Annotated in this window: 23 protein-coding genes and 1 other RNA gene; 11 read left to right on the top strand and 13 right to left on the bottom strand. The window is 52.3% G+C overall.

The window, feature by feature from the left end:
- Positions 1 to 13 precede the first annotated feature (13 nt).
- From sdeY to ykgO, 3 genes are all read left to right on the top strand, one after another.
- Positions 14 to 3160 carry a multidrug efflux RND transporter permease subunit SdeY gene (gene sdeY / locus LQ945_RS18840; RefSeq protein ID WP_262239356.1) on the top strand — a complete coding sequence of 1049 codons (3147 nt, stop codon included), beginning with the start codon at positions 14 to 16 and terminating at the stop codon, positions 3158 to 3160.
- A 179-nt stretch (positions 3161 to 3339) separates the two neighbouring features.
- Positions 3340 to 3594, top strand: a complete 255-nt coding sequence (locus LQ945_RS18835; protein ID WP_020825521.1) for a type B 50S ribosomal protein L31 — start codon at positions 3340 to 3342, stop codon at positions 3592 to 3594.
- 12 nt (positions 3595 to 3606) lie between these two features.
- On the top strand, positions 3607 to 3747 hold the full coding sequence (gene ykgO / locus LQ945_RS18830) for a type B 50S ribosomal protein L36 (RefSeq protein WP_012005563.1): 141 nt from the start codon (positions 3607 to 3609) through the stop codon (positions 3745 to 3747).
- Between the two features lie 112 nt (positions 3748 to 3859).
- Here ykgO and LQ945_RS18825 read toward each other — a convergent pair whose 3' ends face one another.
- From LQ945_RS18825 to LQ945_RS18810, 4 genes are read right to left on the bottom strand one after another with little or no spacing between them, the layout of a single operon-like run.
- The gene (locus tag LQ945_RS18825) at positions 3860 to 4738 is read right to left on the bottom strand and encodes a metal ABC transporter substrate-binding protein (RefSeq protein ID WP_044548723.1); all 879 of its coding nucleotides are present in this window, start codon (positions 4736 to 4738) and stop codon (positions 3860 to 3862) included.
- Between the two features lie 25 nt (positions 4739 to 4763).
- Positions 4764 to 5621 carry a metal ABC transporter permease gene (locus LQ945_RS18820; RefSeq protein ID WP_044548722.1) on the bottom strand — a complete coding sequence of 286 codons (858 nt, stop codon included), beginning with the start codon at positions 5619 to 5621 and terminating at the stop codon, positions 4764 to 4766.
- Positions 5608 to 6330, bottom strand: a complete 723-nt coding sequence (locus tag LQ945_RS18815) for a metal ABC transporter ATP-binding protein (protein ID WP_044552824.1) — start codon at positions 6328 to 6330, stop codon at positions 5608 to 5610. Before LQ945_RS18815 ends, LQ945_RS18820 begins: the two co-directional genes overlap by 14 nt.
- Positions 6327 to 6473 carry a hypothetical protein gene (locus tag LQ945_RS18810; RefSeq protein WP_182821803.1) on the bottom strand — a complete coding sequence of 49 codons (147 nt, stop codon included), beginning with the start codon at positions 6471 to 6473 and terminating at the stop codon, positions 6327 to 6329. The genes LQ945_RS18815 and LQ945_RS18810 overlap by 4 nt, the downstream gene beginning before the upstream one ends.
- 329 nt (positions 6474 to 6802) lie before the next feature.
- Here LQ945_RS18810 and LQ945_RS18805 point away from each other — a divergent pair, with 329 nt between their 5' ends.
- From LQ945_RS18805 to LQ945_RS18795, 3 genes are all read left to right on the top strand, one after another.
- Positions 6803 to 7129: a hypothetical protein gene (locus LQ945_RS18805; RefSeq protein WP_270101467.1), complete on the top strand. Its 327-nt coding sequence runs from the start codon at positions 6803 to 6805 to the stop codon at positions 7127 to 7129.
- A gap of 162 nt (positions 7130 to 7291) precedes the next feature.
- Positions 7292 to 7660, top strand: coding sequence for an Hha toxicity modulator TomB (gene tomB / locus LQ945_RS18800; protein ID WP_044548720.1), 369 nt, complete (start codon positions 7292 to 7294; stop codon positions 7658 to 7660).
- A 56-nt stretch (positions 7661 to 7716) separates the two neighbouring features.
- On the top strand, positions 7717 to 7920 hold the full coding sequence (locus LQ945_RS18795; protein WP_044548719.1) for an HHA domain-containing protein: 204 nt from the start codon (positions 7717 to 7719) through the stop codon (positions 7918 to 7920).
- Between the two features lie 77 nt (positions 7921 to 7997).
- Here the strand turns inward: LQ945_RS18795 and LQ945_RS18790 are convergent, their stop codons facing one another.
- Positions 7998 to 8930, bottom strand: coding sequence for a LysR family transcriptional regulator (locus LQ945_RS18790; protein ID WP_044548718.1), 933 nt, complete (start codon positions 8928 to 8930; stop codon positions 7998 to 8000).
- 138 nt (positions 8931 to 9068) lie between these two features.
- Here LQ945_RS18790 and LQ945_RS18785 point away from each other — a divergent pair, with 138 nt between their 5' ends.
- From LQ945_RS18785 to LQ945_RS18775, 3 genes are all read left to right on the top strand, one after another.
- Positions 9069 to 10856 carry an adenine deaminase gene (locus tag LQ945_RS18785; protein ID WP_270101466.1) on the top strand — a complete coding sequence of 596 codons (1788 nt, stop codon included), beginning with the start codon at positions 9069 to 9071 and terminating at the stop codon, positions 10854 to 10856.
- A 164-nt stretch (positions 10857 to 11020) separates the two neighbouring features.
- The gene (locus LQ945_RS18780) at positions 11021 to 12364 is read left to right on the top strand and encodes an NCS2 family permease (protein ID WP_044548716.1); all 1344 of its coding nucleotides are present in this window, start codon (positions 11021 to 11023) and stop codon (positions 12362 to 12364) included.
- 283 nt (positions 12365 to 12647) lie between these two features.
- Positions 12648 to 14303, top strand: coding sequence for a hypothetical protein (locus tag LQ945_RS18775; protein ID WP_270101465.1), 1656 nt, complete (start codon positions 12648 to 12650; stop codon positions 14301 to 14303).
- A gap of 139 nt (positions 14304 to 14442) precedes the next feature.
- Here the strand turns inward: LQ945_RS18775 and ffs are convergent.
- Positions 14443 to 14539, bottom strand: an RNA gene (gene ffs, locus LQ945_RS18770) — signal recognition particle sRNA small type.
- 157 nt (positions 14540 to 14696) lie between these two features.
- Between ffs and LQ945_RS18765 the strand changes: the two genes are divergently transcribed.
- Positions 14697 to 15011: an MGMT family protein gene (locus tag LQ945_RS18765; RefSeq protein WP_044548715.1), complete on the top strand. Its 315-nt coding sequence runs from the start codon at positions 14697 to 14699 to the stop codon at positions 15009 to 15011.
- A gap of 64 nt (positions 15012 to 15075) precedes the next feature.
- Here LQ945_RS18765 and LQ945_RS18760 read toward each other — a convergent pair whose 3' ends face one another.
- Complete coding sequence (locus LQ945_RS18760) at positions 15076 to 15567, bottom strand: YbaY family lipoprotein (protein ID WP_044548713.1); 492 nt, start codon at positions 15565 to 15567, stop codon at positions 15076 to 15078.
- Positions 15568 to 15797: 230 nt separating this feature from the next.
- Here LQ945_RS18760 and tesB point away from each other — a divergent pair, with 230 nt between their 5' ends.
- Entirely contained in the window at positions 15798 to 16661 is an 864-nt protein-coding gene (tesB, locus tag LQ945_RS18755) for an acyl-CoA thioesterase II (RefSeq protein WP_270101464.1), read from the top strand.
- Between the two features lie 80 nt (positions 16662 to 16741).
- Here tesB and LQ945_RS18750 read toward each other — a convergent pair whose 3' ends face one another.
- From LQ945_RS18750 to glnK, 6 genes are all read right to left on the bottom strand, one after another.
- Positions 16742 to 17341 carry a peroxiredoxin gene (locus tag LQ945_RS18750; RefSeq protein ID WP_270101463.1) on the bottom strand — a complete coding sequence of 200 codons (600 nt, stop codon included), beginning with the start codon at positions 17339 to 17341 and terminating at the stop codon, positions 16742 to 16744.
- A 58-nt stretch (positions 17342 to 17399) separates the two neighbouring features.
- Positions 17400 to 18248: an archaetidylserine decarboxylase gene (gene asd / locus LQ945_RS18745; protein WP_270101462.1), complete on the bottom strand. Its 849-nt coding sequence runs from the start codon at positions 18246 to 18248 to the stop codon at positions 17400 to 17402.
- Position 18249: 1 nt separating this feature from the next.
- Positions 18250 to 18570, bottom strand: a complete 321-nt coding sequence (locus LQ945_RS18740) for a 3-alpha domain-containing protein (protein WP_270101461.1) — start codon at positions 18568 to 18570, stop codon at positions 18250 to 18252.
- On the bottom strand, positions 18561 to 18935 hold the full coding sequence (locus tag LQ945_RS18735) for an MOSC domain-containing protein (RefSeq protein ID WP_270101460.1): 375 nt from the start codon (positions 18933 to 18935) through the stop codon (positions 18561 to 18563). Before LQ945_RS18735 ends, LQ945_RS18740 begins: the two co-directional genes overlap by 10 nt.
- 231 nt (positions 18936 to 19166) lie before the next feature.
- Entirely contained in the window at positions 19167 to 20453 is a 1287-nt protein-coding gene (gene amtB / locus LQ945_RS18730) for an ammonium transporter AmtB (RefSeq protein WP_270101459.1), read from the bottom strand.
- Positions 20454 to 20489: 36 nt separating this feature from the next.
- A complete protein-coding gene (gene glnK / locus LQ945_RS18725) occupies positions 20490 to 20828 on the bottom strand; it encodes a P-II family nitrogen regulator (protein ID WP_012005549.1) in 339 nt (112 codons plus the stop codon).
- Between the last annotated feature and the right edge of the window lie 155 nt (positions 20829 to 20983).

The raw sequence follows: 20983 nt of genomic DNA, 5'->3' as shown, positions 1-20983 counted from the left end.
GAGCCGGTAAGACATGGCTAAGTTCTTTATAGATCGCCCGATTTTCGCCTGGGTAATCGCCATCATCATCATGTTGGCGGGTGTGTTGTCAATAATGAAACTGCCGATTGCGCAGTATCCTACTATTGCACCACCGGCGGTCAGTATTTCCGCAAACTATCCAGGCGCGGATGCCAAAACGGTGCAAGATACCGTCACTCAGATTATCGAACAGAACATGAACGGTATAGATAATCTGATGTACATGTCTTCCACCAGCGATTCCTCTGGTAGCGTCACCATTACATTGACGTTTGAATCCGGTACCGACCCTGACATTGCGCAGGTTCAGGTCCAGAACAAACTGTCGTTAGCCACCCCGTTACTGCCGCAAGAAGTGCAGCAGCAGGGCCTGAAAGTAGAAAAATCCAGCAGTAGCTTCCTGATGGTGGCCGGCTTCGTTTCCGACGATCCGAACATGACCCAGGATGACATTGCGGACTACGTAGCTTCCAACATCAAAGATCCTATCAGCCGTTCATCCGGCGTGGGTGAAGTGCAGCTGTTCGGTGCCCAGTACGCTATGCGTATCTGGCTGGATCCGAACAAACTGAATAATTTCCAGTTGACCACTTCGGATGTCACCTCATCCATTACCGAGCAAAACAACCAGATCGCCGCAGGGCAGCTGGGCGGTATGCCACCGGTACCGGGGCAACAGTTGAACGCCTCGATCATCGCGCAGACTCGCCTGACCTCTCCTGAAGAGTTCGGTAAAATTCTGTTGAAGGTGAATAGTGATGGTTCTCAGGTTCGCCTGAGCGATGTTGCGCACATTGAACGCGGTGCAGAAAGCTACGCGGTAACCGCACGTTACAACGGTAAACCGGCAGCAGGTTTGGGGATCAAACTCGCCACCGGCGCCAACGCCCTGAATACCGCTAAAGGCGTAAAAGATGCACTGGCCAAAATGGAACCGTTCTTCCCGCAGGGGATGAAAGTGGTTTACCCATACGACACCACCCCGTTCGTTAAAATCTCCATCAACGAAGTTGTGAAAACGCTGATGGAAGCGATCTTGCTGGTGTTCCTGGTTATGTACCTGTTCCTGCAGAACTTCCGTGCGACGTTGATCCCAACTATCGCCGTACCGGTAGTATTGCTGGGGACCTTTGCGATCCTCGCGGCGTTCGGCTTCTCGATCAACACCCTGACGATGTTCGGTATGGTGCTGGCGATAGGCTTGTTGGTGGATGACGCCATCGTGGTGGTGGAAAACGTCGAGCGCGTAATGTCCGAAGAGGGACTGTCGCCGAAAGAAGCCACCCGCAAATCGATGGGCCAAATCCAGGGTGCATTGGTCGGTATCGCCATGGTGCTGTCAGCGGTATTCGTACCTATGGCGTTCTTCGGCGGTTCAACCGGTGCCATCTATCGTCAGTTCTCGATCACCATCGTTTCCGCGATGGCCCTGTCGGTACTGGTAGCGATGATCCTGACGCCGGCACTTTGCGCCACCATGCTCAAACCGGTCCCGAAAGGCGATCATGGGATTAAAACAGGCTTCTTCGGCTGGTTTAACCGCATGTTCGAAAAGAGCACCAACCACTACACCGACAGCGTAGCCAATATTCTGCGCAGTACCGGGCGTTATCTGGTGATCTACCTGCTGATCGTCGTTGGCATGGGCCTGTTGTTCCTGCGCCTGCCGTCCTCGTTCCTGCCGGAAGAAGACCAGGGCATCCTGTTAACCATGGTTCAGCTGCCGGCGGGTGCGACTGAAGCGCGTACCGCTAAAGTGCTGGAAGAAGTCACCGACTACTTCATGACCAAGGAAAAGGACAACGTGGTCTCGGTGTTTACCGTAGCGGGCTTCGGCTTCAACGGTAACGGCCAGAACAACGGTCTGTCATTCGTCAGCCTGAAAGACTGGTCCGAACGTTCCGGTGAGCACAATAAAGTGCCTGCGATTGCCGGCCGCGCGATGGGTGCGTTCTCTCAGATTAAAGAAGGCCTGGTGTTCCCGTTCAACCTGCCGGCGATTATCGAACTCGGCACCGCGACAGGCTTCGACTTTGAACTGATCGATCAGGGTGGCTTAGGCCATGAAAAACTGACCGCTGCTCGTAACCAGTTGCTGGGCATGGCTGCCGAACATCCAGACCTGCTGGTGGGCATGCGTCCTAACGGCCTGGAAGATACGCCACAGTTCAAACTGATCATCGATCAGGAGAAAGCCAAGGCGCTGGGCGTGAGCATCACCACCATCAACAGTACGCTGACTACCGCGCTGGGTGGCACCTACGTTAACGACTTCATCGACCGCGGTCGTGTGAAGAAGGTCTACGTTCAGGCTGATGCGCCATTCCGTATGCTGCCAGAAGATATCAATAAATGGTTTGTTCGTGGCGGCACCGGCCAGATGGTTCCTTTCTCCGCGTTCTCTACGGCGAAATGGGAATACGGTTCTCCGCGTCTGGAACGTTATAACGGCCTGCCATCCATGGAAATTCTTGGACAAGCAGCACCGGGTAAAAGTACCGGTGAGGCGATGAACATGATGGAAGAGCTGGCGTCCAAACTGCCAAGCGGTATTGGTTACGATTGGACCGGTATGTCCTATCAGGAACGTCTGTCCGGTAACCAGGCGCCTGCACTGTACGCCATTTCGATTCTGGTGGTGTTCCTGTGTCTGGCAGCGCTGTATGAAAGCTGGTCGATTCCGTTCTCGGTCATGCTGGTACTGCCGCTGGGGGTTATCGGTGCTCTGCTGGCAGCGACCATGCGCGGCATGAACAACGACGTCTACTTCCAGGTGGGGCTGTTGACCACCATAGGTCTGTCGGCGAAGAACGCCATCCTGATAGTGGAATTCGCCAAGGATCTGATGGAGAAAGAAGGCAAGGGTCTGATCGAAGCGACGCTCGATGCGGTACGTATGCGTCTGCGTCCAATCCTGATGACCTCACTGGCCTTCATCCTCGGGGTACTGCCGCTGGTTATCAGTAACGGTGCAGGCTCCGGCGCACAGAACGCGGTCGGTACCGGCGTTATGGGCGGGATGATTACCGCCACCGTGCTGGCCCTGTTCTTTGTTCCGGTGTTCTTCGTGGTGGTTCGCCGCCGCTTCGGCAAGAAGTCTGAAGACCTGGAACACAGCCATCCGGTCGAGCATCACTGATTGCTCAGTGCTGTTCCCCTTCCTGACAAAAGGCCGCTTATGCGGCCTTTTTCTTTTGCTTCATCTGCTTAATGCAAATCACTCTCATTAAATTATCTGCGGATGCATTTTGTACTTGATCCTCTGAGCCGCGCGGCGCATAATTATTGTTATAGTATAACATTACATGAGGGTGCATCATGAAAGCAGGTATCCATCCAAATTATCGTACCGTGGTGTTCCACGATCTGAGCGCCAACGCCTACTTTAAAGTGGGTTCGACCATCAACACCGACCGCACCATTGAGCTGGACGGTGAAAACTGGCCGTATGTCACTATCGACGTCTCTTCCGCTTCGCATCCGTATTACACCGGCAAGCAGAAAGAGTTCTCTAAAGAGGGCAGCACTGCACGTTTCCAGCAGCGTTTCGGCCGCTTTCTTGGCAAGAAGTAAAAGGGAATCAACATGCAGGTTTTGAGTTCATTGCGTTCGGCGAAAAATCGCCATCCGGATTGCAAAGTCGTGCGCCGCAAAGGTCGCATCTATGTGATCTGTAAAACCAACCCGCGTTTTAAAGCGGTACAGGGACGTAAGAAAAAGCGTTAACTTCCGTAGTGTCATCTGTCGCAAAGCCCCGTTGCTGCTCAACGGGGCTTTTTTTATGGAGAAAGCCGAAGTGTCATCAGTGTCCCCGCCTTCATAACGGGGACACTAAGGTTTATTTCATACTGCTCAGTAAGGTATCGACATTGTGTTTGAATGCCTGCACGTAGTTCGCTGCCGGCCCCTGCGGCTGGGATAACGCCTCAGGATACAGCTCACCACCGGCTTTTGCTCCGGTCGCCGCAGCAATCTGCTTCACCAGGCGCGGGTCGGTCTGGTTTTCAATAAAATAGGCGGTCACTTTTTCCTGTTTGATCTGCTTGATCAGGCCGGCCACGTCGCTGGCGCTGGCCTCCGCTTCGGTAGAGAAACCGACCGGGGCAAGGAAGGTGACGCCATATTCTTGCCCAAAGTAGCCAAAAGCATCGTGGCTGGTCAGCACCTTACGCTTTTGCTGCGGTACGGCGGCAAACTGCGTTTTGGCCCACAAATCCAGCTTCTGCAACTGTTGGATATACTCTGCGCCGCGCTGGCGGAAATAATTGGCGTCTTCAGGATCGGCGGCAATCAGCGCGTTCATCACGTTAGTGGCGTACTGCGCACCATTTTTCATGCTGTTCCAGGCATGAGGATCGGTGATCTCTTTGCCGTCGTCTTCCATCTGGCGCGAGTTTATTCCCTGTGACGCGGTGATAACCTGCCCTTTATATCCCGAGGCGCTAACCAGCCGATCGATCCAGCCTTCCAATCCCAAACCACTGACGAACACCACGTCGGCCTGTGACAGCACCTTACTGTCCTTAGGCGAAGGCTCAAAGCTGTGCGGATCGCCGTCCGGCCCCACCAAGGTGGTGACCTTAACGTGCTCCCCCCCTACTTGCTTGACGATATCGCCCAGGATGGAAAAACTGGCAACGGCATCAACGGTTTTCGCCATCGCCAACGGGCTGGACAGCAGAGCAGCGACTGCCAGCGTAATAGGTAAACGTTTCATACTTTCTCCTTGCACATGGCACTTCTCAACGGCGCGCCAGGGAAAAGATCCCCCCACGCGTCCCAAACAGAATCGACCCAAAAAAGATCACGCTGGCACTGAGCACAATCGCCGGGCCGGCAGGCAACGACGCGTAATACGACCATTCCAGGCCGATCAGGCTCGAGAGCATGCCGATGCCCATCGCCACCGCCAGCGTATGCGGCAAATTACGGGCCCAAAAACGAGCGCTGGCGGCGGGCAGCATCATCAGCCCCACCGACATCAAGGTGCCGAGGATCTGGAAACCTGCCACCAAATTGATCACGACCAGCGCCAGAAATAGTCCATGGATCAGTGCCAGCCAGCGCGGTGCGCTAACGCGTAAAAAGATCGCGTCGAAAGATTCAATCACCAGAGCGCGATACAGCGCCGCCAGCGCCAGCAGCGAAAAACTGGCTATCGCCCCAACCATGAAAATAGCCTGTGTATCTACCGCGAGGATCGAACCAAACAGCACGTGCAGCAAATCGACACTGGAGCCGCGCAGCGAAACCAGCGTAACCCCCAATGCCAGGGATCCCAGATAGAAACCGGCGAAACTGGCATCCTCTTTCAACGGCGTGCGGCGGCTGACCAGCCCTGAGAGCATCGCCACGGCGAGCCCGGCGATAAACCCGCCTACGCCCATCGCCACCAGCGACATACCGGAAATCAAATACCCTATGGCGGCACCGGGCAGTACCGCATGCGACAGTGCGTCACCCACCAGGCTCATCCGCCTCAGCAACAAAAAAACGCCCAGCGGCGCGGCGCTGATCGACAAGGCGAAACAGGCCACCAGCGCACGCCGCATAAAGCCAAAGGAAGCAAAGGGATCGATTAATGCCTCAAGCAACATCATTACGCTCCCCACTGCGGCAGAGCGGAGCGCTGGCGATATTCAACGCGGGAATGTGTTCCAACACGTTCTCGGCAGCCCCCCAGTGGCAGCACTGTGGCGTCAGCAACAAAGCCTGGGGAAAGTGATTCGCCACCATCGACATATCGTGCAGCACGGCAATCACCGTCTTTCTCTGTTGGTGCAGACGATCAATCACCTGCAACAGCAATTGAATGGTGGCGCTGTCAATGCCGGTAAAAGGTTCATCCAGCAAAATAAGCGGCGCCTGCTGCACCAACAAGCGGGCGAACAGCACCCGTTGCAGTTGGCCACCGGAAAGTTCGCCGACGGGGCTGCGTGCCATCGAGGTCATACTCACCGCATCCAGCGCCTCGGCAATTTGCCGCGCAGCTCGCTTGTTCAATCCGCCGAACATGCCGCTCAACGGCCAGCTCCCCATGGCCACCAAATCGCTGACCAGGATCGGAAACTGGCGATCCAGCTCCGCCTGTTGGGGCAAATAAGCCATACGCGGTAATTTATTGCCGCTAAAACGCAGGCTTCCGCCCTGCAACGGCAAAAGCCCCGCCACTGTTTTCAGCAACGTAGACTTGCCGGCCCCGTTAACACCGACCACGGCGGTCAGCGATCCCACGGCGAAATGTCCGCTAAGCGGGGGAAACAACGGCGCTCCGCCATAGCCGACTACGGCTTTTTGCAGGGTTATCATGGCAATGCCACCGCCCAATGGATGCCCAACCAAAGCAATGCCAGTAACGCAGCGGCAATGCCGCAACGCAGCCCTGCTGAAGCGGTGAACAGCGAGTTCAATGACGGCAGATCGCCATCTTGTGGTGTGGATGTCAGTTTCATGGCCAAACGAGAGAGGATTTATTGTTACAATATAACATCACAATCATTTCATTCACTCAAGCGCCCGTTCGGGGATTAATGCAACTGAACGTAACAATCAAGCTCTGCTTGCACCGGCAACTCACCGAATTTGACACTCAGGGAGTACTTCTTTCGAGATAGACAGAGAAACATCAGGGTTATTAACCGGTAAACAACGTTGAGATACTGTAAAAAAGCCTCCAGTTAACGAAAAGTTTACCGACGAAGTGATAAAAAAGGAGTAAGATTAATAGATAGATCGCGATACGCTCAGGCATTAAATGCACGTAACTCTTAGCTGCAGCACAATGACGGAAGCACTTTCTGTTAAAAAACTAAAGAAAGTGATTAATGATAAAATATCAGAGCTGGTGCCGGCATTGACCAGCGGATTGAGTTTTTATTCTGAAAACGCGCGCTATACCGAAGGTTCATTAGAAATACTTGATATTCATGAATTGGGCGACAGCCAGTATTCAATGAGTTACCGCTATAAATGGACAATTTTCAATGCCTGTCTGGATATCAGCGCCGAGGAATACATCAGAGAGAGTGTCACTTTCAGCGTGGCCGAGTCGGGGCTAATCTTTGACATCATCGATAACTCCCGCCCATCTACCGCAGATGAATTGTAAGTTTACGTAATAACAGCAGGCCAGACGCGGAGAAATGATTTATATTCATTATATGAGAAGTTTATTTTACCACCGTCATTAAGCTACCTCTGTCCATGATGTAAATCAGCTTACTCACAGAGTGTTATCAACACCGAAATTAAGACTTACGGAGGGGATGATATGGATGAGTATTCGCCTAAAAGGCACGATATTGCTCAGCTGAAATTCTTGTGCGAAAATTTGTATGATGAAGGCATTGCCACGCTGGGCGACAGCCACCACGGCTGGGTGAACGACCCAACGTCTTCCGTCAACCTCCAGCTTAATGAGTTGATTGAACATATTGCTTCGTTTGTGATGAGTTATAAAATTAAATACATGGACGAAAGTGATTTATCGGAGTTAGTCGAGGAATACCTCGATGATACCTACACGCTGTTCAGCAGCTACGGTATCAATGATTCCGATCTGCGTCGCTGGCAAAAAACCAAGGCGCGATTATTCAGAATGTTCTCAGGAGAGGGCGTCTGTACGACAATGAAAACTTAGGGGATAATTATCCCTAAATTGATTCTATTCTACGGTTTATTACACCAAAGGTTATCATGACTAAAATTGATTATCTGATGCGTTTACGTAAATGCACCACGATCGACACCCTTGAACGCGTTATTGAAAAAAATAAGTATGAGCTTTCGGATGACGAGCTGGAGCTGTTTTACTCCGCAGCCGATCACCGTCTGGCTGAGCTCACCATGAATAAGCTATACGATAAAATCCCAACGGCCGTGTGGAAATTCGTTCGTTAATCCTGGCTGAAGCTGCGTTGAGCCGATACATTTGTCGGCCTCAATGTAAAACCTATTCCCGTATTTATCTCATTGACTTACTGCACTTTCATCCGCCGTTGAAAATCCTGCAATAACAATTGGAAACACGCCTCAATTAACACCGGACGATTAGGCTGCGCGCTGCGCATTAACGCCACTGTGCGGCTAAGCATCGGCTGCTGTAGTTGAACGACGGTTAATTCGTCGTCTTTCAAATGAGTGGTGTAAAGCTCGGGTAAAATAGCGACCGCTAATGCGGAACGTACCAATCCGTATAACGTCTCCAGAAAATCCACCTGATAGCGTGCGGTTAAATCCAGACGATGGCTTTCCGCCAAAGCCAATACCAACCGACTGATGTTCCCCTTGGAAAAAACCGCGATATCGCGCCGGGCTAATTGCCGCCACGGCAAATGGTGTGATTCAGCCAGAGGATCGTCACGGCGCATGACCACCACAAAGGGATCTTCCTGCAGGGGGTATATTTCCAGCGACTGCGGCACTGAACTGTCGAGCGCACCGATACCAAAATCAATCAGGCCGTTCTCTAATTGCAGTAACAGTGAATCATTGGTTTGATCGTGAAATTCTACCCGCAACCGCGGAAAGTTCGCCGCCAGCAATTGCGGCACGGCCGGAAACAACAGCCGACTGACCGAAGGCACCAACCCGATACGCAAGGTCCCGTCGCCCCCCGCCAACATAATGCGCTGCATATCGTCAAAAGACGCCTGCGCCACATTCAGCAACCGCTCGGCATGCGGCAAAATTGCCGCGCCCTGTTCGGTCAGGGTCACTGCGGAAGCGGTACGGTTCACCAATTTACCGCCCAGCACCAACTCTATCTGCCGCAGCGCGCTACTCAGTGCCGGTTGGCTGATCGCCAAACGGTTCGCGGTATCGGTAAAATGCCGAAGCCGCGCCAGAGTAACGAAATATTGGATCTGCTTGAGAGACAGCGCGGGCAAGCGGCGCCAGGGTTCAGACATGTCAGGTTTCCATCCGCCAACCAAGTAAACGTTTGCGACAGCATAAACGTTTCTTATCAGGCAATAAATTAAATCATCTGTGCAAAGCCTGCCCGCCCCCCTAGAGTAACAACCCTGTCATCATGCCGGGTAATTACCATGACCACTTCTTGTATCAGCGCGGTCGAACGCCGACGCGCGGTGAAGGCCGCATTAGGCCAACTTCCTTTTGATTTATTGCTGACAAACGCCTCACTGGTCGATATGGCCACCGGTGAAATCCGCAGCGCTGATGTCGGCATCGTTGGCGCACTGATTGCCAGCGTCCATCCCTGCGGCACAGTGACCGAAGCCTTGCAGACACAAGATTTGGCCGGCGCTTATCTGAGCCCCGGCCTGATCGACACCCACGTACATGTTGAAAGCTCGCACCTGCCTCCGGAAGGTTACGCCGAAATCGTCGTTGCCCAAGGCACCACCACCATTTTCTGGGATCCGCACGAACTGGCCAACGTGCTCGGCGTTGAGGGTGTGCGTTACGCGGTCGACGCCAGCCGTGGTCTGCCGCTCAGGGTGATCTGTGCAGCGCCTTCAAGCGTCCCTTCCACTCCAGGGTTGGAAATGTCCGGCGCTGATTTCGGCGGCCATGAAATGGAAACCATGCTGGCCTGGCCGGAAGTCGGCGGAGTTGCCGAGGTCATGGACATGCACGGCGTGTTGAACGGCAGCGAGCGCATGCTGGATATCCTCAACGCCGGGCTGAACAGCGGCAAGTTAATCGAAGGTCACGCACGTGGGCTGAACGGCGCTCAGCTTCAGGCCTATCTGGCCGCGGGCGTGACGTCCGACCATGAGCTGACCTCCGGAGCCGACGCGCTGGAGAAACTACGCGCTGGACTGACGCTGGAGATCAGAGGCTCTCACCCTTACCTGCTGCCCGAGATCGTTGCAGCACTGCAAACGTTGCCACACCTGTCCTCGCAGGTCACCGTCTGCACCGACGATGTGCCGCCGGATATGTTGCTGCAAAAAGGCGGCATTGTGGCATTACTCAATATGCTGATCGAGCAGGGGTTGTCGGGAACCGACGTATTGCGGATGGCGACACTCAACGCCGCTATTCGCTTGCAACGCAACGATCTCGGGTTGATTGCCGCGGGCCGCATTGCCGACCTGGTGGTCTTTGATTCGCTCACTCAACTGAGTGCAAGGCAGGTCTACGTCGCAGGAAAGCTGATGGCGCAGAACGGAAAAATGCTGACACCGCTCAGTGCAAACCCGAAAGTAACGGTGCCGCGCGATACGCTGCGGCTTCCCCCGCTGGCTGCAAAAGATTTCATCTTGAAAGTCCCGGCGATCCTCCACGGTAAAGCCACCCTGCGCCACATTAAAGGCGCGCGTTTTACCCAGTGGAACGAAACCACCGTCGAGGTTCGCGACGGCGAAGTGCAGATCCCGGACGGCTTTAGCCTGATCTGGGTGCAACATCGCCATGGTCGCCACCAGGCCACCCCGCAACTTGCGCTGTTGGAAGGCTGGGGGGAACTGCGCGGTGCCATCGCCACCAGCTACTCACACGACTCGCATAACCTGGTGGTTCTGGGCCGTGACGCAGCCGATATGGCGCGGGCGGCCAATGCCCTGATCGCCTGCGGTGGCGGCATGGCCTTAAGTCAAAACGGGGAAATCCTGGCCCAGGTGGCGATGCCGATTGCCGGCATGCTTTCCGATCTGCCTGCCGCAGAACTGGCACAACAATTTAAAAAACTGCGCGATCTGAGCGCACAAATCGCCGACTGGGAACCGCCCTACCGGGTTTTCAAGGCAATTGAGGGCACCTGCCTGGCGTGCAACGCCGGGCCGCACCTGACCGATCTCGGCCTGACCGACGGCACCACACGCCAAATTGTCGATCCGCTGATCGCCTGCTGGGAAACCCCGGCGTAAAAATAATCATAATAACAATATATACCCTATGGATTTCAAGTTGCAGCTAGACAGGCACACTCACTCATCCCCAGGCGCTTACTCAAGTAAGTTACTGGGGTGAGTGAGTGTTGCCAACAACGCTGCGGCTTGAAATACGACGGGTAGCAACGGAGATTGTCTATATGGCTGAAAACTCAGTAAATGCTCCAACACCAGGGGGCTGGCTGCAACGGCGTTTTCAACTGCATGCGCGGCAAAGTAATGTCAAAACCGAATGCCTGGCCGGTATCACCGGTTTTCTGGCTGCGGCCTATTTGTTGGTGGTGATCCCCGGATTGCTGGCCATCGGCGGCATGGATAAGGGCGCAGTGACCACCGGCACCATTCTGGTGTTTGTGATCGGCACCCTGCTTATGGCGTTTTACGGTAATCTGCCGTTTATCGTTGGCCCGGGTATCGGCGGTTCGGTGTTGGTCGGCGTGACGCTGGCGGGCAGTGAAGGCATAGGGTGGCAGATTGGTCTGGGTATCGCCTGCTGGTCCGGCATTTTGTTTTTTGCCCTGACTCGTCTTGGGCTGCGCGAGGTGGTTACCCGCTCGGTGCCGCAGTCCATCAAGCTGGGGCTGACCGCCTCTATCGGATTATTTGTTGCGGTACTGGGATTTCGTAACGCCGGGCTGGTGCTGGCCAATGCCAAATCCAATGCGCTGATGCTGGGTGACTTCACGGCACCCGGTGCGCTGGTTGCCCTGTGCGGCCTGTTTCTGGCCATTGCCCTACAGGCTCGACGCATCCCCGGCGCGATTTTGTGGGCGATCCTGGTCGCGACCTTGGTGGGGATTCCATTCGGCGTCACGCACCTTCCCGCCAGTCTGATGGCAATGCCACACTCATTGGCCCCAGTGCTCGGCCACGTCGATATGATTGGTGCATTGAATATCGCCTTCCTGCCTTACCTGTTTGTCTTTTTCGCCTCGGAGTTTTTCTCCACCATGGGGACCACGCTCGCCGTCGGCGGTGAAGCCGGATTACTCGACGAACACGGCAACATGCCGCACATCAACCGGCCCTTTATGGTGGATTCTATCGCTGCAGCACTGGGGCCCTGGGTCGGTATCCCAGCCGCCACGGCGCTGATCGAATCGTCAGCCGCCGCCGAAGCCGGTGGCAAGACTGGATTAACAGCGCTAGCGGCAGCCATCATGTTCTTGCTGATGCTGCTGTTTACCCCCATTGCCCTGATGATCCCGAAAGAGGCTACCGCACCGGCATTGATCCTGATCGGCCTGAATATGTTCAGCGGATTGCGCAAAGTCGATTTGGCCAACTTTACCGACGGCCTGCCGGTACTGATGATGGTGATGATCACGCTGATTGCCAACAGCTTCGGTACCGGTATCGCCGGTGGACTGCTGTTTTATATCATCATCAAGGTGATTGCCGGCAAATGGCGTGAAGTTCCGGTCGGGCTTTACCTGCTGGCTATCCCGCTGGCGTACTACTTCGCTACGCTGGTGAAGCACTGAGGTTAAAGGTTCAAGAGATGTGCTTGCAATATATTAGCACATCTCTTGAATAGTGATAAAACACCATCCCACCTATTAAATTTTATTACTCCCCCCTCCTTACACATCAAATTCAAACAAATTATTTCACCTATCCACCACACAACATCGAAAACTAGAAAAACAACACCTAATTAATTAACATTTTAACCACTGCAAATAAAGGCTTCTAATTAAAACCTGAAATTAATGGATGGAATATATATTTCCTTAGTAAAAAACAATCTAGAGCAAAGAGGTACTTATGACACAGAAACTCATTTCCAGCATAGAAAATTTAAGAATTCTTGAGCCATCACTGACCGGGCAGCGTGTATTCCTATGTTCTTATTATGACGATAGCAAGACACCTTTTGGTGGTGGTGATTTCTATTATGATGAGACAGATACAAAAACACCTGATGATGCGGGCACCACTATCGTAACTGCAACAGGGAAAAGGTGGAAACGAGTCGAATCACAAAAGAGAGAGTGGTACGCTTCATGGTTTGGCCTGGATCCCAGCTTGCAAGATTGCTCGCCTGCATTACAACGAATTGCCTCCAGCGCGCGAAAAAGAACAGTCATTCTTCCTCAGGCACCCAGAGCCAATCCCATGCGATTGATGAGTCCAATTTATTTTCAGAATAACTGCGGTATTCATCTAATAGGGCATGGAGCAAAAGACAGAACTGTATTTTCTGACATGAGAGGAACTGATAATGAAAACCAAGCATTGCTAAATTTTCCCTCGAAAAACAATCCCCTATGGGGCGGATCAGAACAAGGCTATGCTGGCATCATTCTTGAGAATTTTAGTCTCTTGGGTAACCCTTTATACTTGGGTGATGGCCTTTATCTGCAGGCGCAGTATCGCGCAACATACCGCAACATAACCATTGAGGACTTCAATGGTTGCGCATTGTTCATAGATAAATGCCAAGACAGTGTGTTCGATGCGGTCGATATTTGGGGGAGCGGCTCCAGTTCAGGAGATAGGAAAAATCCTGTAGATAGTTTCAATATTTCAAAAACACTAAAAAACCCTATAATGATTAGAAGTAGTTACGGCAGCGATAAGGCCAACTTTCTTCGTTTTAATAACTGTCAGTTTGAAGACAACTGGGTTTGCCCCGTCTTTAGTACTATTGGCGGAATTTGTTGTGAGTTCAACTCTTGCCACATTGAATACAATGCTAACGTTGATGTCACTAATACCAATGGAGGAACTTTCTTCCAAGGAAGTGAAGGGGTTTATACATTTAACGATGGAGGCATAGCTGAATACAGAGTTATCAGCATCGGTCATTGTGAATTATATATGTACAATGTCAGATGCACACCAGGAATTGATTTATCCATGACATCAGGAAGCAATAGTAGAGTTTACATTCATCGTACAAACATCTCCAGCCTATCAGCATTAGCCACCAGCTCATTTAAAATATTTGATAACTGCATTTTTACCAAAGATATAGCAATTAGTTACCCAGACAACCTTACTTACTTCGACAACTGTGAGTTTCGGGGGAAAGTTATAGGCACAAGTTCATCCAATGGTAATATTGGTGTTTATTTTAAATCCTGTCATTTCTCTAGCGAAATTAACTTTAATAGTGCAGCAAGAAATATTTTCATAATTGGTGGTTATGTCATTGGTGATGTATCCTTTGGTTCTGGTGGTGGGGTATTCAATCCAACAAAACATAATGGGGCTTTGATCCAGAGCAGCGTGGATCCCTACTACATTCAACCCACTAGAAAACAATCCATCGGAGCCAACGCACCGGCTTCCGGCACCTATCGTATTGGAGATATCAGATATAATACAGCACCAACAGCTGGAGCATTTATAGGCTGGATTTGTATCAGCGCTGGTTCACCTGGCGTCTGGAAAGGGTTTGGTGCCATAGCTGCATAATGTGCAACTGCAAGTTATCGCAGCAAGCGGACAATAAGTTTAAAAGTGAGTTCTTTCAGCTATTTCCATCCAAAGGGACTATGCCAAGGCAAGGGCTAGGCTAGAGAAAAGTATGGTGTGACGCTGAAATTGGTGGAGGCCCTGCCAGCTACATCCCGGCACACACGTCACCTGCTGCGGCTGCTTCCTTCCGGATCTGACCGAGTTCACAAGTTAGTGTTGCGGGAGAACCAACAGGGCCCCCATTGACGGCTTCTGGTACTGCGAAGCGGTGGGCATTATCGGTGATGGCCAGCCAAATAGCAAGCCAACCGGGGCCAACCGCTGTTTTCTTACCCACCTCGGCTGTGGCACACTTTGATCTTGGGATTTCGCTGCAGCAGGAACACAGAAATGGAACCAGAAGACGCCTCGTTCAGCCAGCGCGTGTTTCACGTGGTGGCCGCCATTCCTTATGGCAAAGTGACGACCTACGGTGAGGTAGCGCGCCTGGCCGGTTCACCACGTGCGGCACGTCAGGTGGGGGGCGTATTGCGTCGCCTGCCGGAAGGCAGCAGCCTGCCCTGGCATCGGGTGATTAACCGGCACGGGCAAATTTCGCAGCAGGGGGAGGATTTCCAACGCCAACGTCAGGCATTGCTTGCGGAAGGGATCATTTTTGGCGCCCACAGCACGGTGGATCTGTTGGTTTACGGCTGGCGCTGGTGAAAAAAAACAGCCTTTGGCCGGAGCGCAAAGGCTGTTGATAGCTTACTGCTTCAGGACCACCGGATTACGGCATCGCCGTTGGTGTCGCCTGAACCGGAATGCCTTGCACCGGAACCAGCAGCAGGTCGGCACGGGTGCCGTTACGGTTCACCACTTCCTGGATAGTGTCGGTAATAAAGATCAGCTGCCCATTAACCGTGATTGCCGCGCTCAGGATAATGCGCGCATTAGGCTGAATATCGGCCGGGTTGAACGGCAGTACAAAATTAAACGGCGCTTGTTTGCCGTCGGTACGTACCGCACGCTGGGCGATCACTTTAGACGGAGCGTCCGCCAGTGAAGCATCAGAGAGCGTGACGGTCAGTATCGCATCCGGCGGCAGCGCAATGCGCTGGCGAATGTTAACCGAACCAGTCACCGCCGGGCCCTGAATCTGCGTTTGTGCAATCGCCGCGCTTCCCGCCGTTGGAGTAGGCACATTGGCACTCTTCTGGGCACAGCCAGCCAGAGTGAGGGTTAATGCTGCAGCTCCACCTACGATTTGCCAGAGTTTCATGGATCGGTCTCCTTTTTTATTATCAACACGTTGGTGGCTTCCACCACCCCACTCATTAAACTTAGCACAAAACACTGAAAAATCCATTTAACACTGCCTATTAATCACTTACCTCCCTAATAATGTTCAGCATTCAGCCAATTTTCTCTGTGCCATAACGCAATATATTGACGTCTTACCGTGATATTCCGCACACTGAGCAAAATGATTATTATAAGGGTAGTAACTTTATGAGCCAGGCACTGCAAAACCTCCTTGATCTGCTGGATCTGGAGAAAATCGAAGAAGGGTTGTTCCGCGGCCAAAGCGAAGATCTGGGGCTCCGTCAGGTATTCGGCGGTCAGGTGGTTGGTCAGGCACTGTATGCCGCCAAACAGACGGTTCCGGCAGAGCGGAGCGTACACTCGTTCCACAGCTATTTTCTGCGCCCAGGCGACAGCAGCAAGCCGATTATCTACGACGTGGAAATCCTGCGCGACGGTAACAGTTTTAGCGCCCGTCGCGTCAGCGCCATTCAACATGGCAAGCCGATTTTCTATATGACCGCCTCTTTCCAGAGCCCGGAAGAAGGGTTTGAACATCAGAACACCATGCCGGATGTGCCACCGCCGGAAGGGCTGATATCCGAATCGGACATTGCCCAAAAGTTGTCGCAGATGCTGCCGGATAAAGTGCGTGAAAAGTTTATCGGGCAGAAGCCGATCGAAATGCGCCCAGTCAAATTCCACAACCCACTGAAGGGCAGCGTGGAAGAGCCGCACCGCTACGTTTGGTTCCGTGCCAACGGCACCATGCCGGACGATCAGCGCATCCACCAATATTTGCTGGGTTACGCGTCAGATTTTAACTTCCTGCCGACGGCGTTGCAGCCACATGGCGTAGGCTTCCTGGAGCCGGGCATGCAGGTGGCAACGATCGACCACTCAATGTGGTTCCACCGCCCTTTCCGCATGGATGACTGGTTGTTGTACGTGGTCGAAAGCACCTCCGCTTCCGGCGCCCGTGGATTTGTACGCGGACAATTTTATACCCGTGACGGTGTTCTGGTCGCCACTACGGTGCAGGAAGGCGTCATCCGCCAGCGCGACGCCTAAGAAACTCCCCCTCAATGGCATGCCAGCCCGGTTGGCTGGCATTTTTGCTTTGTACCTTCACAAATGGGCCGGTGCCCTGATCAGGCAAAGGCTCCCGGTGTCAAATCCGGATGGTCTTGCAGCCACTTGATGACTTCAGCGGCCGCTTTGTTCGCAGGGAAAACGGGATAGAACACGTGTTCAATCGTGCCATCCTTGATGATCAGCGTTAAACGCTTAATCAGCCGCATGCCTTCCACGTTCATCGTGGGTAAACGCAAGGCGTCGACCAATGCAAACTCAGCATCGCTCAAGATGGGGAAAGTCAGCCTGAGTCGGTCAGACAGCTCTCTCTGATAATCCTTGGTTTGCGTGCTCAACCCAAAGATCCTGATCCCGAAGGCGGCAAACACCTCCTTTTCGGCCTGAAACGATAAAGTTTGCGCTGTACAGCCGCGAGCACCAGGGATAGCGTCCCAACCTGCCGGTAAATTGACGTGAGGCACACCGGTCCTCGGATAGGCATAGACAACCGTACGCCCCGGCAAGACTGACAGGTCGACCCTCTCACCAAACGTGGAGTGAAAACGCAGGGCCGGCATTGGCATGCCAACCAGATGCTCGGCCGCACCGTCATCCACCGGGCATGGCAGGTCGTCTGGCAAGAACGCGGGATTGTCCAAGTGATGTATATTCGCCATGCTCTGGCTCCCTATTCAAATAAAAATACTTCCTCATAGATCGACGAAGTGTTAACGCTTACTTTTTCATCACCGTGACAAAAGCATCAGAAAACTCAACCTTATCCCCTTGATTTACCCTACTGAAATCGAGATCCCAGCAGGAATCAAACAGAACTATGACAGTTGACCCCATAGTGAAATAGCCTATCTCGGCGCCTTTTTTATAAAACAGACAGTCATTATAAAAAGACTCATGGGTGTAGAGACGGTTATAGTTGACCTTTCCTCCCCAGGCCGTGACTATCCCCCCCACCATAAATGCGCCTACAAAAATAACGGTCATCCTGCCATATTCCGTCATAAACTCACAAATCAGCCGTTCGTTGCCAACATATAACTCTTTATCATTTTTTACATTTTTCTCCCTGACCGATTTAAAATCTCCGGGACAATAAATGGTATTAATCAAGAAACCATCGAACGGTATATGCACCCTGTGATAATCCTCCGGTGCCAGGTATATATTCGAAAAACTGCCGCCATTGTAGCCCTGCGTCATTTCATTGTTAAAACCAAAAAGCCTGAGGAGGGAATACTCAATTCCCTTGGCTTGCAGTAACGTATTCTCTTTTATCTCGCCCTGGGCCCCCATACGCCCGTCGCAAGGCATACAAAGTTCCTTTGAATTCAATAAACTGACTTTATTCTTTGTTTCCTCGCTGAGCTCTCTGCAAAAAAAGTTCTGGAAGCTGCTGTAGTCCCTGATGTTTTTCTTCTGATATCTTGACAGATCGATTGACTTTGCCTTGCACAGGATGAAAATAAAAAAATAGTGAACGTTAAAAAAACTGGCCTCACTGAGGTGCCGCCCAATAGTGAAGAATGCCGTACGTAACAGCGATAAAAAATCAACGCGTCCTTTCATTTTAACCTTTTCTGCCATGCAGCCTTGGCGACCAGTCTTCCACCACCCCGGTTAACAGTCTTTTCATAAACAGCTTTCGCCAAGAGGGAACCAAAGGTAATGTCAATACGCTGGTTAACGTTTCCTCATCAAGAGATTTGGTAAAAATAACCTTCATTATCTCCTGCAAACTCCATTTATCATTGGTCCTGTTAATCAAGGTAATTTCATCGCCCAGACCGACACTTCCCTGTTGAATTACTCTGAAATACCAACCGGTGCGGTAGTTAATTTGTAGCATTTCCGAAAAATAGGGAATGTCGAATCTGTCATTTATTTCCAACAGGGTAATCGACCTTGTGAAACCTCCACTACCGCCGTCCCTATACTAAAAATATCGCCGACAAAGACCTGGCTTTCATCCAAGCCGATAGTGCTAAAATTCTCGCCAAATGCGCCGGCATTATCAAAAAAGGGACAGTCGGGAAATTCTGCCTTCCACTTTTTATAATGTTCCAATGGATAAACGTGTATCGCTTTTTCCGGCCCACCATGTACCTTCAGGTCGCCGATCTCATCCCCCTCAATGCCTTCATAACCTACTGAAACCAGATGATTAACCTCTTTTTTGAATATGCCGGTAAAGCTGTCAGGACGAGTGAAAGGAACCACTTTTCCTACGTAAACAGAATTCACTATTCCTTTCATCGTTATCTCCCATGAATACGTATTAATACAAACAAATAAAACAAACAGTACAAACCAAAACCATTATAGAAAAAGCACTTGATAATGCAATTAATATAAGGTCAATAAAAACAATGCATTACTTAAAAATGGGAAATATCGTTAAAAAAAGAAAAAGGGCGATGTCTCCATCGCCCTTTTTGCATCATCATTATTTTTCGAGTTATTTAGCGCACTGCCCTTCTTCAAGGCTTATTGGTTGTAGGCACTCTCACCATGGCTGTTGACGTCCAGACCTTCGCGCTCCTGCTCTTCCGGTACGCGTAGCCCGACGATAGCACCTGCCACTTTGAAGGCAATGAAGGCGGCCGCTCCGGACCACACCAGCGTGATCACCACGCTCAACAATTGGATCCATACCTGATGCCCCATGGTAACGCCTTCTGCGTATCCAGTTCCGCCCAGCGAGGCGGAGGTGAACACGCCGGTCAGCAAGCAGCCGACGATGCCGCACACGCCATGCACGCCGAACACATCGCAGGTGTCGTCCACTTTCAGCCATTTCTTCAGCGTGACCACGCCCCACAGACCGGCAATACCGCCGACCAGGCCGATAATCAACGCCCCGCCAACCCCTACGGTACCCGCAGCCGGCGTGATGGCAACCAACCCGGCGATACAGCCGGAACAGGCACCCAGCAGAGAAGGTTTACCGCGCACAATCCACTCGGCAAAAGTCCACGAAAGAATAGCGCCAGCGGTCGCCACTACGGTGTTCAGGAAAGCCAGGGCCGCAATGCCGTTAGCCGCGCTGGCGGAACCGGCGTTAAAGCCGAACCAGCCGATATACAGGATGGAAGCGCCGGTAAATACCATCGGCAGGTTATGCGGTTTGAAAGCTTCCTTACCGAAACCGGCACGCTTGCCCAGCAGATAAGCGCCAACCAGGCCGGCACTTGCCGCATTGATATGCACCACGGTGCCGCCGGCAAAGTCCAGCGCGCCATCAGCGGCCAGGAAGCCACCTCCCCACACCATGTGGGCAATCGGCAGGTAGGAAATGGTGAACCAGATAGCGGCGAAGATCACCACCGCCGAGAAACGGATGCGTTCGGCAAAGCCCCCCACCACCAGCGCAACGGTGATACAAGCGAATGAACACTGGAACGCCACGTGGATCATCTGGCTAAAGGTTCCGGTAACGCTGTCGATACCTATGCCTTTCAGCATTGCCGTCTGGAAACCGCCGAAGAAGGCATTGCCTTCGCTGAAGGCCAGGCTGTAGCCGTAAAGGACCCACAACACGCACACCAAAGCAAAGGTGACGGTGACCTGGGTCAACATGGAGAGCACGTTTTTGGAACGCAGCAAACCACCGTAAAACAGAGCGACACCCGGCAAGGTCATGAACAGCACCAAAGCGGTGCAAATCATCATGAAGGCGTTGTCAGCCTTGTCTGCGACCGCCGGAGCGGCCAGGGCCAAAGAAGGAACCATGGTTACCGTACTCAGGCCCAACATGGATAAAAGTTTTTTCATTATCAATCCATCCCCATTACTTTACTGAGCCTGTGATTACAGTGCTGCTTCGTCTGTTTCGCCGGTGCGAATGCGAATGACACGTTGCAATTCGGCAACGAAAATTTTGCCGTCACCGATTTTGCCGGTGTAGGCCGCTTTGCTAATCACATCAACCACTTCATCCAACTGATCGTCGGCGATGGCGATGTCGATTTTTACTTTAGGTAAGAAGTTGACGCTGTATTCGGCTCCGCGATAGAGCTCAGCATGTCCCTTCTGGCGACCAAAGCCTTTTACTTCGCTTACGGTCAGCCCCTGAATGCCTACAGAGGATAGGGCTTCACGCACGTCCTCCAGCTTGAATGGTTTTATCACCACGGTCACCAGCTTCATATTGCCCCTCCACGAATTAAGCCCAAACTCACCCCGGTACGAGACTTATAAAGCAAAGGCTATGCCACAAATGGTTTTGTACGCGGATTCAGCAAATTAACCGGCGGGATGGGGATCTGACATGTGTAGATTGGCTGGCAGCACGCTACCCGACG

The organism is Serratia liquefaciens, from assembly GCF_027594825.1.
Taxonomy (GTDB): Bacteria; Pseudomonadota; Gammaproteobacteria; order Enterobacterales; family Enterobacteriaceae; genus Serratia; species Serratia liquefaciens_A.
This window is presented reverse-complemented; position numbering and strand designations above follow the sequence as displayed.

Excerpts from the sequence above, each read along its gene's own strand:
- tesB (WP_270101464.1), top strand. The coding sequence starts at position 15,798 with ATGAGCCAGGCACTGCAAAACCTCCTTGATCTGCTGGATCTGGAGAAA.
- sdeY (WP_262239356.1), top strand. The coding sequence starts at position 14 with ATGGCTAAGTTCTTTATAGATCGCCCGATTTTCGCCTGGGTAATCGCC.
- LQ945_RS18820 (WP_044548722.1), bottom strand. The coding sequence starts at position 5,621 with ATGATGTTGCTTGAGGCATTAATCGATCCCTTTGCTTCCTTTGGCTTT.
- LQ945_RS18765 (WP_044548715.1), top strand. The coding sequence starts at position 14,697 with ATGGAACCAGAAGACGCCTCGTTCAGCCAGCGCGTGTTTCACGTGGTG.
- LQ945_RS18785 (WP_270101466.1), top strand. The coding sequence starts at position 9,069 with ATGACCACTTCTTGTATCAGCGCGGTCGAACGCCGACGCGCGGTGAAG.
- glnK (WP_012005549.1), bottom strand. The coding sequence starts at position 20,828 with ATGAAGCTGGTGACCGTGGTGATAAAACCATTCAAGCTGGAGGACGTG.
- tomB (WP_044548720.1), top strand. The coding sequence starts at position 7,292 with ATGGATGAGTATTCGCCTAAAAGGCACGATATTGCTCAGCTGAAATTC.
- ykgO (WP_012005563.1), top strand. The coding sequence starts at position 3,607 with ATGCAGGTTTTGAGTTCATTGCGTTCGGCGAAAAATCGCCATCCGGAT.
- LQ945_RS18810 (WP_182821803.1), bottom strand. The coding sequence starts at position 6,473 with ATGAAACTGACATCCACACCACAAGATGGCGATCTGCCGTCATTGAAC.
- LQ945_RS18735 (WP_270101460.1), bottom strand. The coding sequence starts at position 18,935 with ATGAAAGGAATAGTGAATTCTGTTTACGTAGGAAAAGTGGTTCCTTTC.
- LQ945_RS18780 (WP_044548716.1), top strand. The coding sequence starts at position 11,021 with ATGGCTGAAAACTCAGTAAATGCTCCAACACCAGGGGGCTGGCTGCAA.
- LQ945_RS18835 (WP_020825521.1), top strand. The coding sequence starts at position 3,340 with ATGAAAGCAGGTATCCATCCAAATTATCGTACCGTGGTGTTCCACGAT.
- amtB (WP_270101459.1), bottom strand. The coding sequence starts at position 20,453 with ATGAAAAAACTTTTATCCATGTTGGGCCTGAGTACGGTAACCATGGTT.
- LQ945_RS18815 (WP_044552824.1), bottom strand. The coding sequence starts at position 6,330 with ATGATAACCCTGCAAAAAGCCGTAGTCGGCTATGGCGGAGCGCCGTTG.
- LQ945_RS18825 (WP_044548723.1), bottom strand. The coding sequence starts at position 4,738 with ATGAAACGTTTACCTATTACGCTGGCAGTCGCTGCTCTGCTGTCCAGC.
- LQ945_RS18795 (WP_044548719.1), top strand. The coding sequence starts at position 7,717 with ATGACTAAAATTGATTATCTGATGCGTTTACGTAAATGCACCACGATC.
- LQ945_RS18775 (WP_270101465.1), top strand. The coding sequence starts at position 12,648 with ATGACACAGAAACTCATTTCCAGCATAGAAAATTTAAGAATTCTTGAG.
- LQ945_RS18750 (WP_270101463.1), bottom strand. The coding sequence starts at position 17,341 with ATGGCGAATATACATCACTTGGACAATCCCGCGTTCTTGCCAGACGAC.
- LQ945_RS18790 (WP_044548718.1), bottom strand. The coding sequence starts at position 8,930 with ATGTCTGAACCCTGGCGCCGCTTGCCCGCGCTGTCTCTCAAGCAGATC.
- LQ945_RS18760 (WP_044548713.1), bottom strand. The coding sequence starts at position 15,567 with ATGAAACTCTGGCAAATCGTAGGTGGAGCTGCAGCATTAACCCTCACT.
- LQ945_RS18805 (WP_270101467.1), top strand. The coding sequence starts at position 6,803 with ATGACGGAAGCACTTTCTGTTAAAAAACTAAAGAAAGTGATTAATGAT.
- asd (WP_270101462.1), bottom strand. The coding sequence starts at position 18,248 with ATGAAAGGACGCGTTGATTTTTTATCGCTGTTACGTACGGCATTCTTC.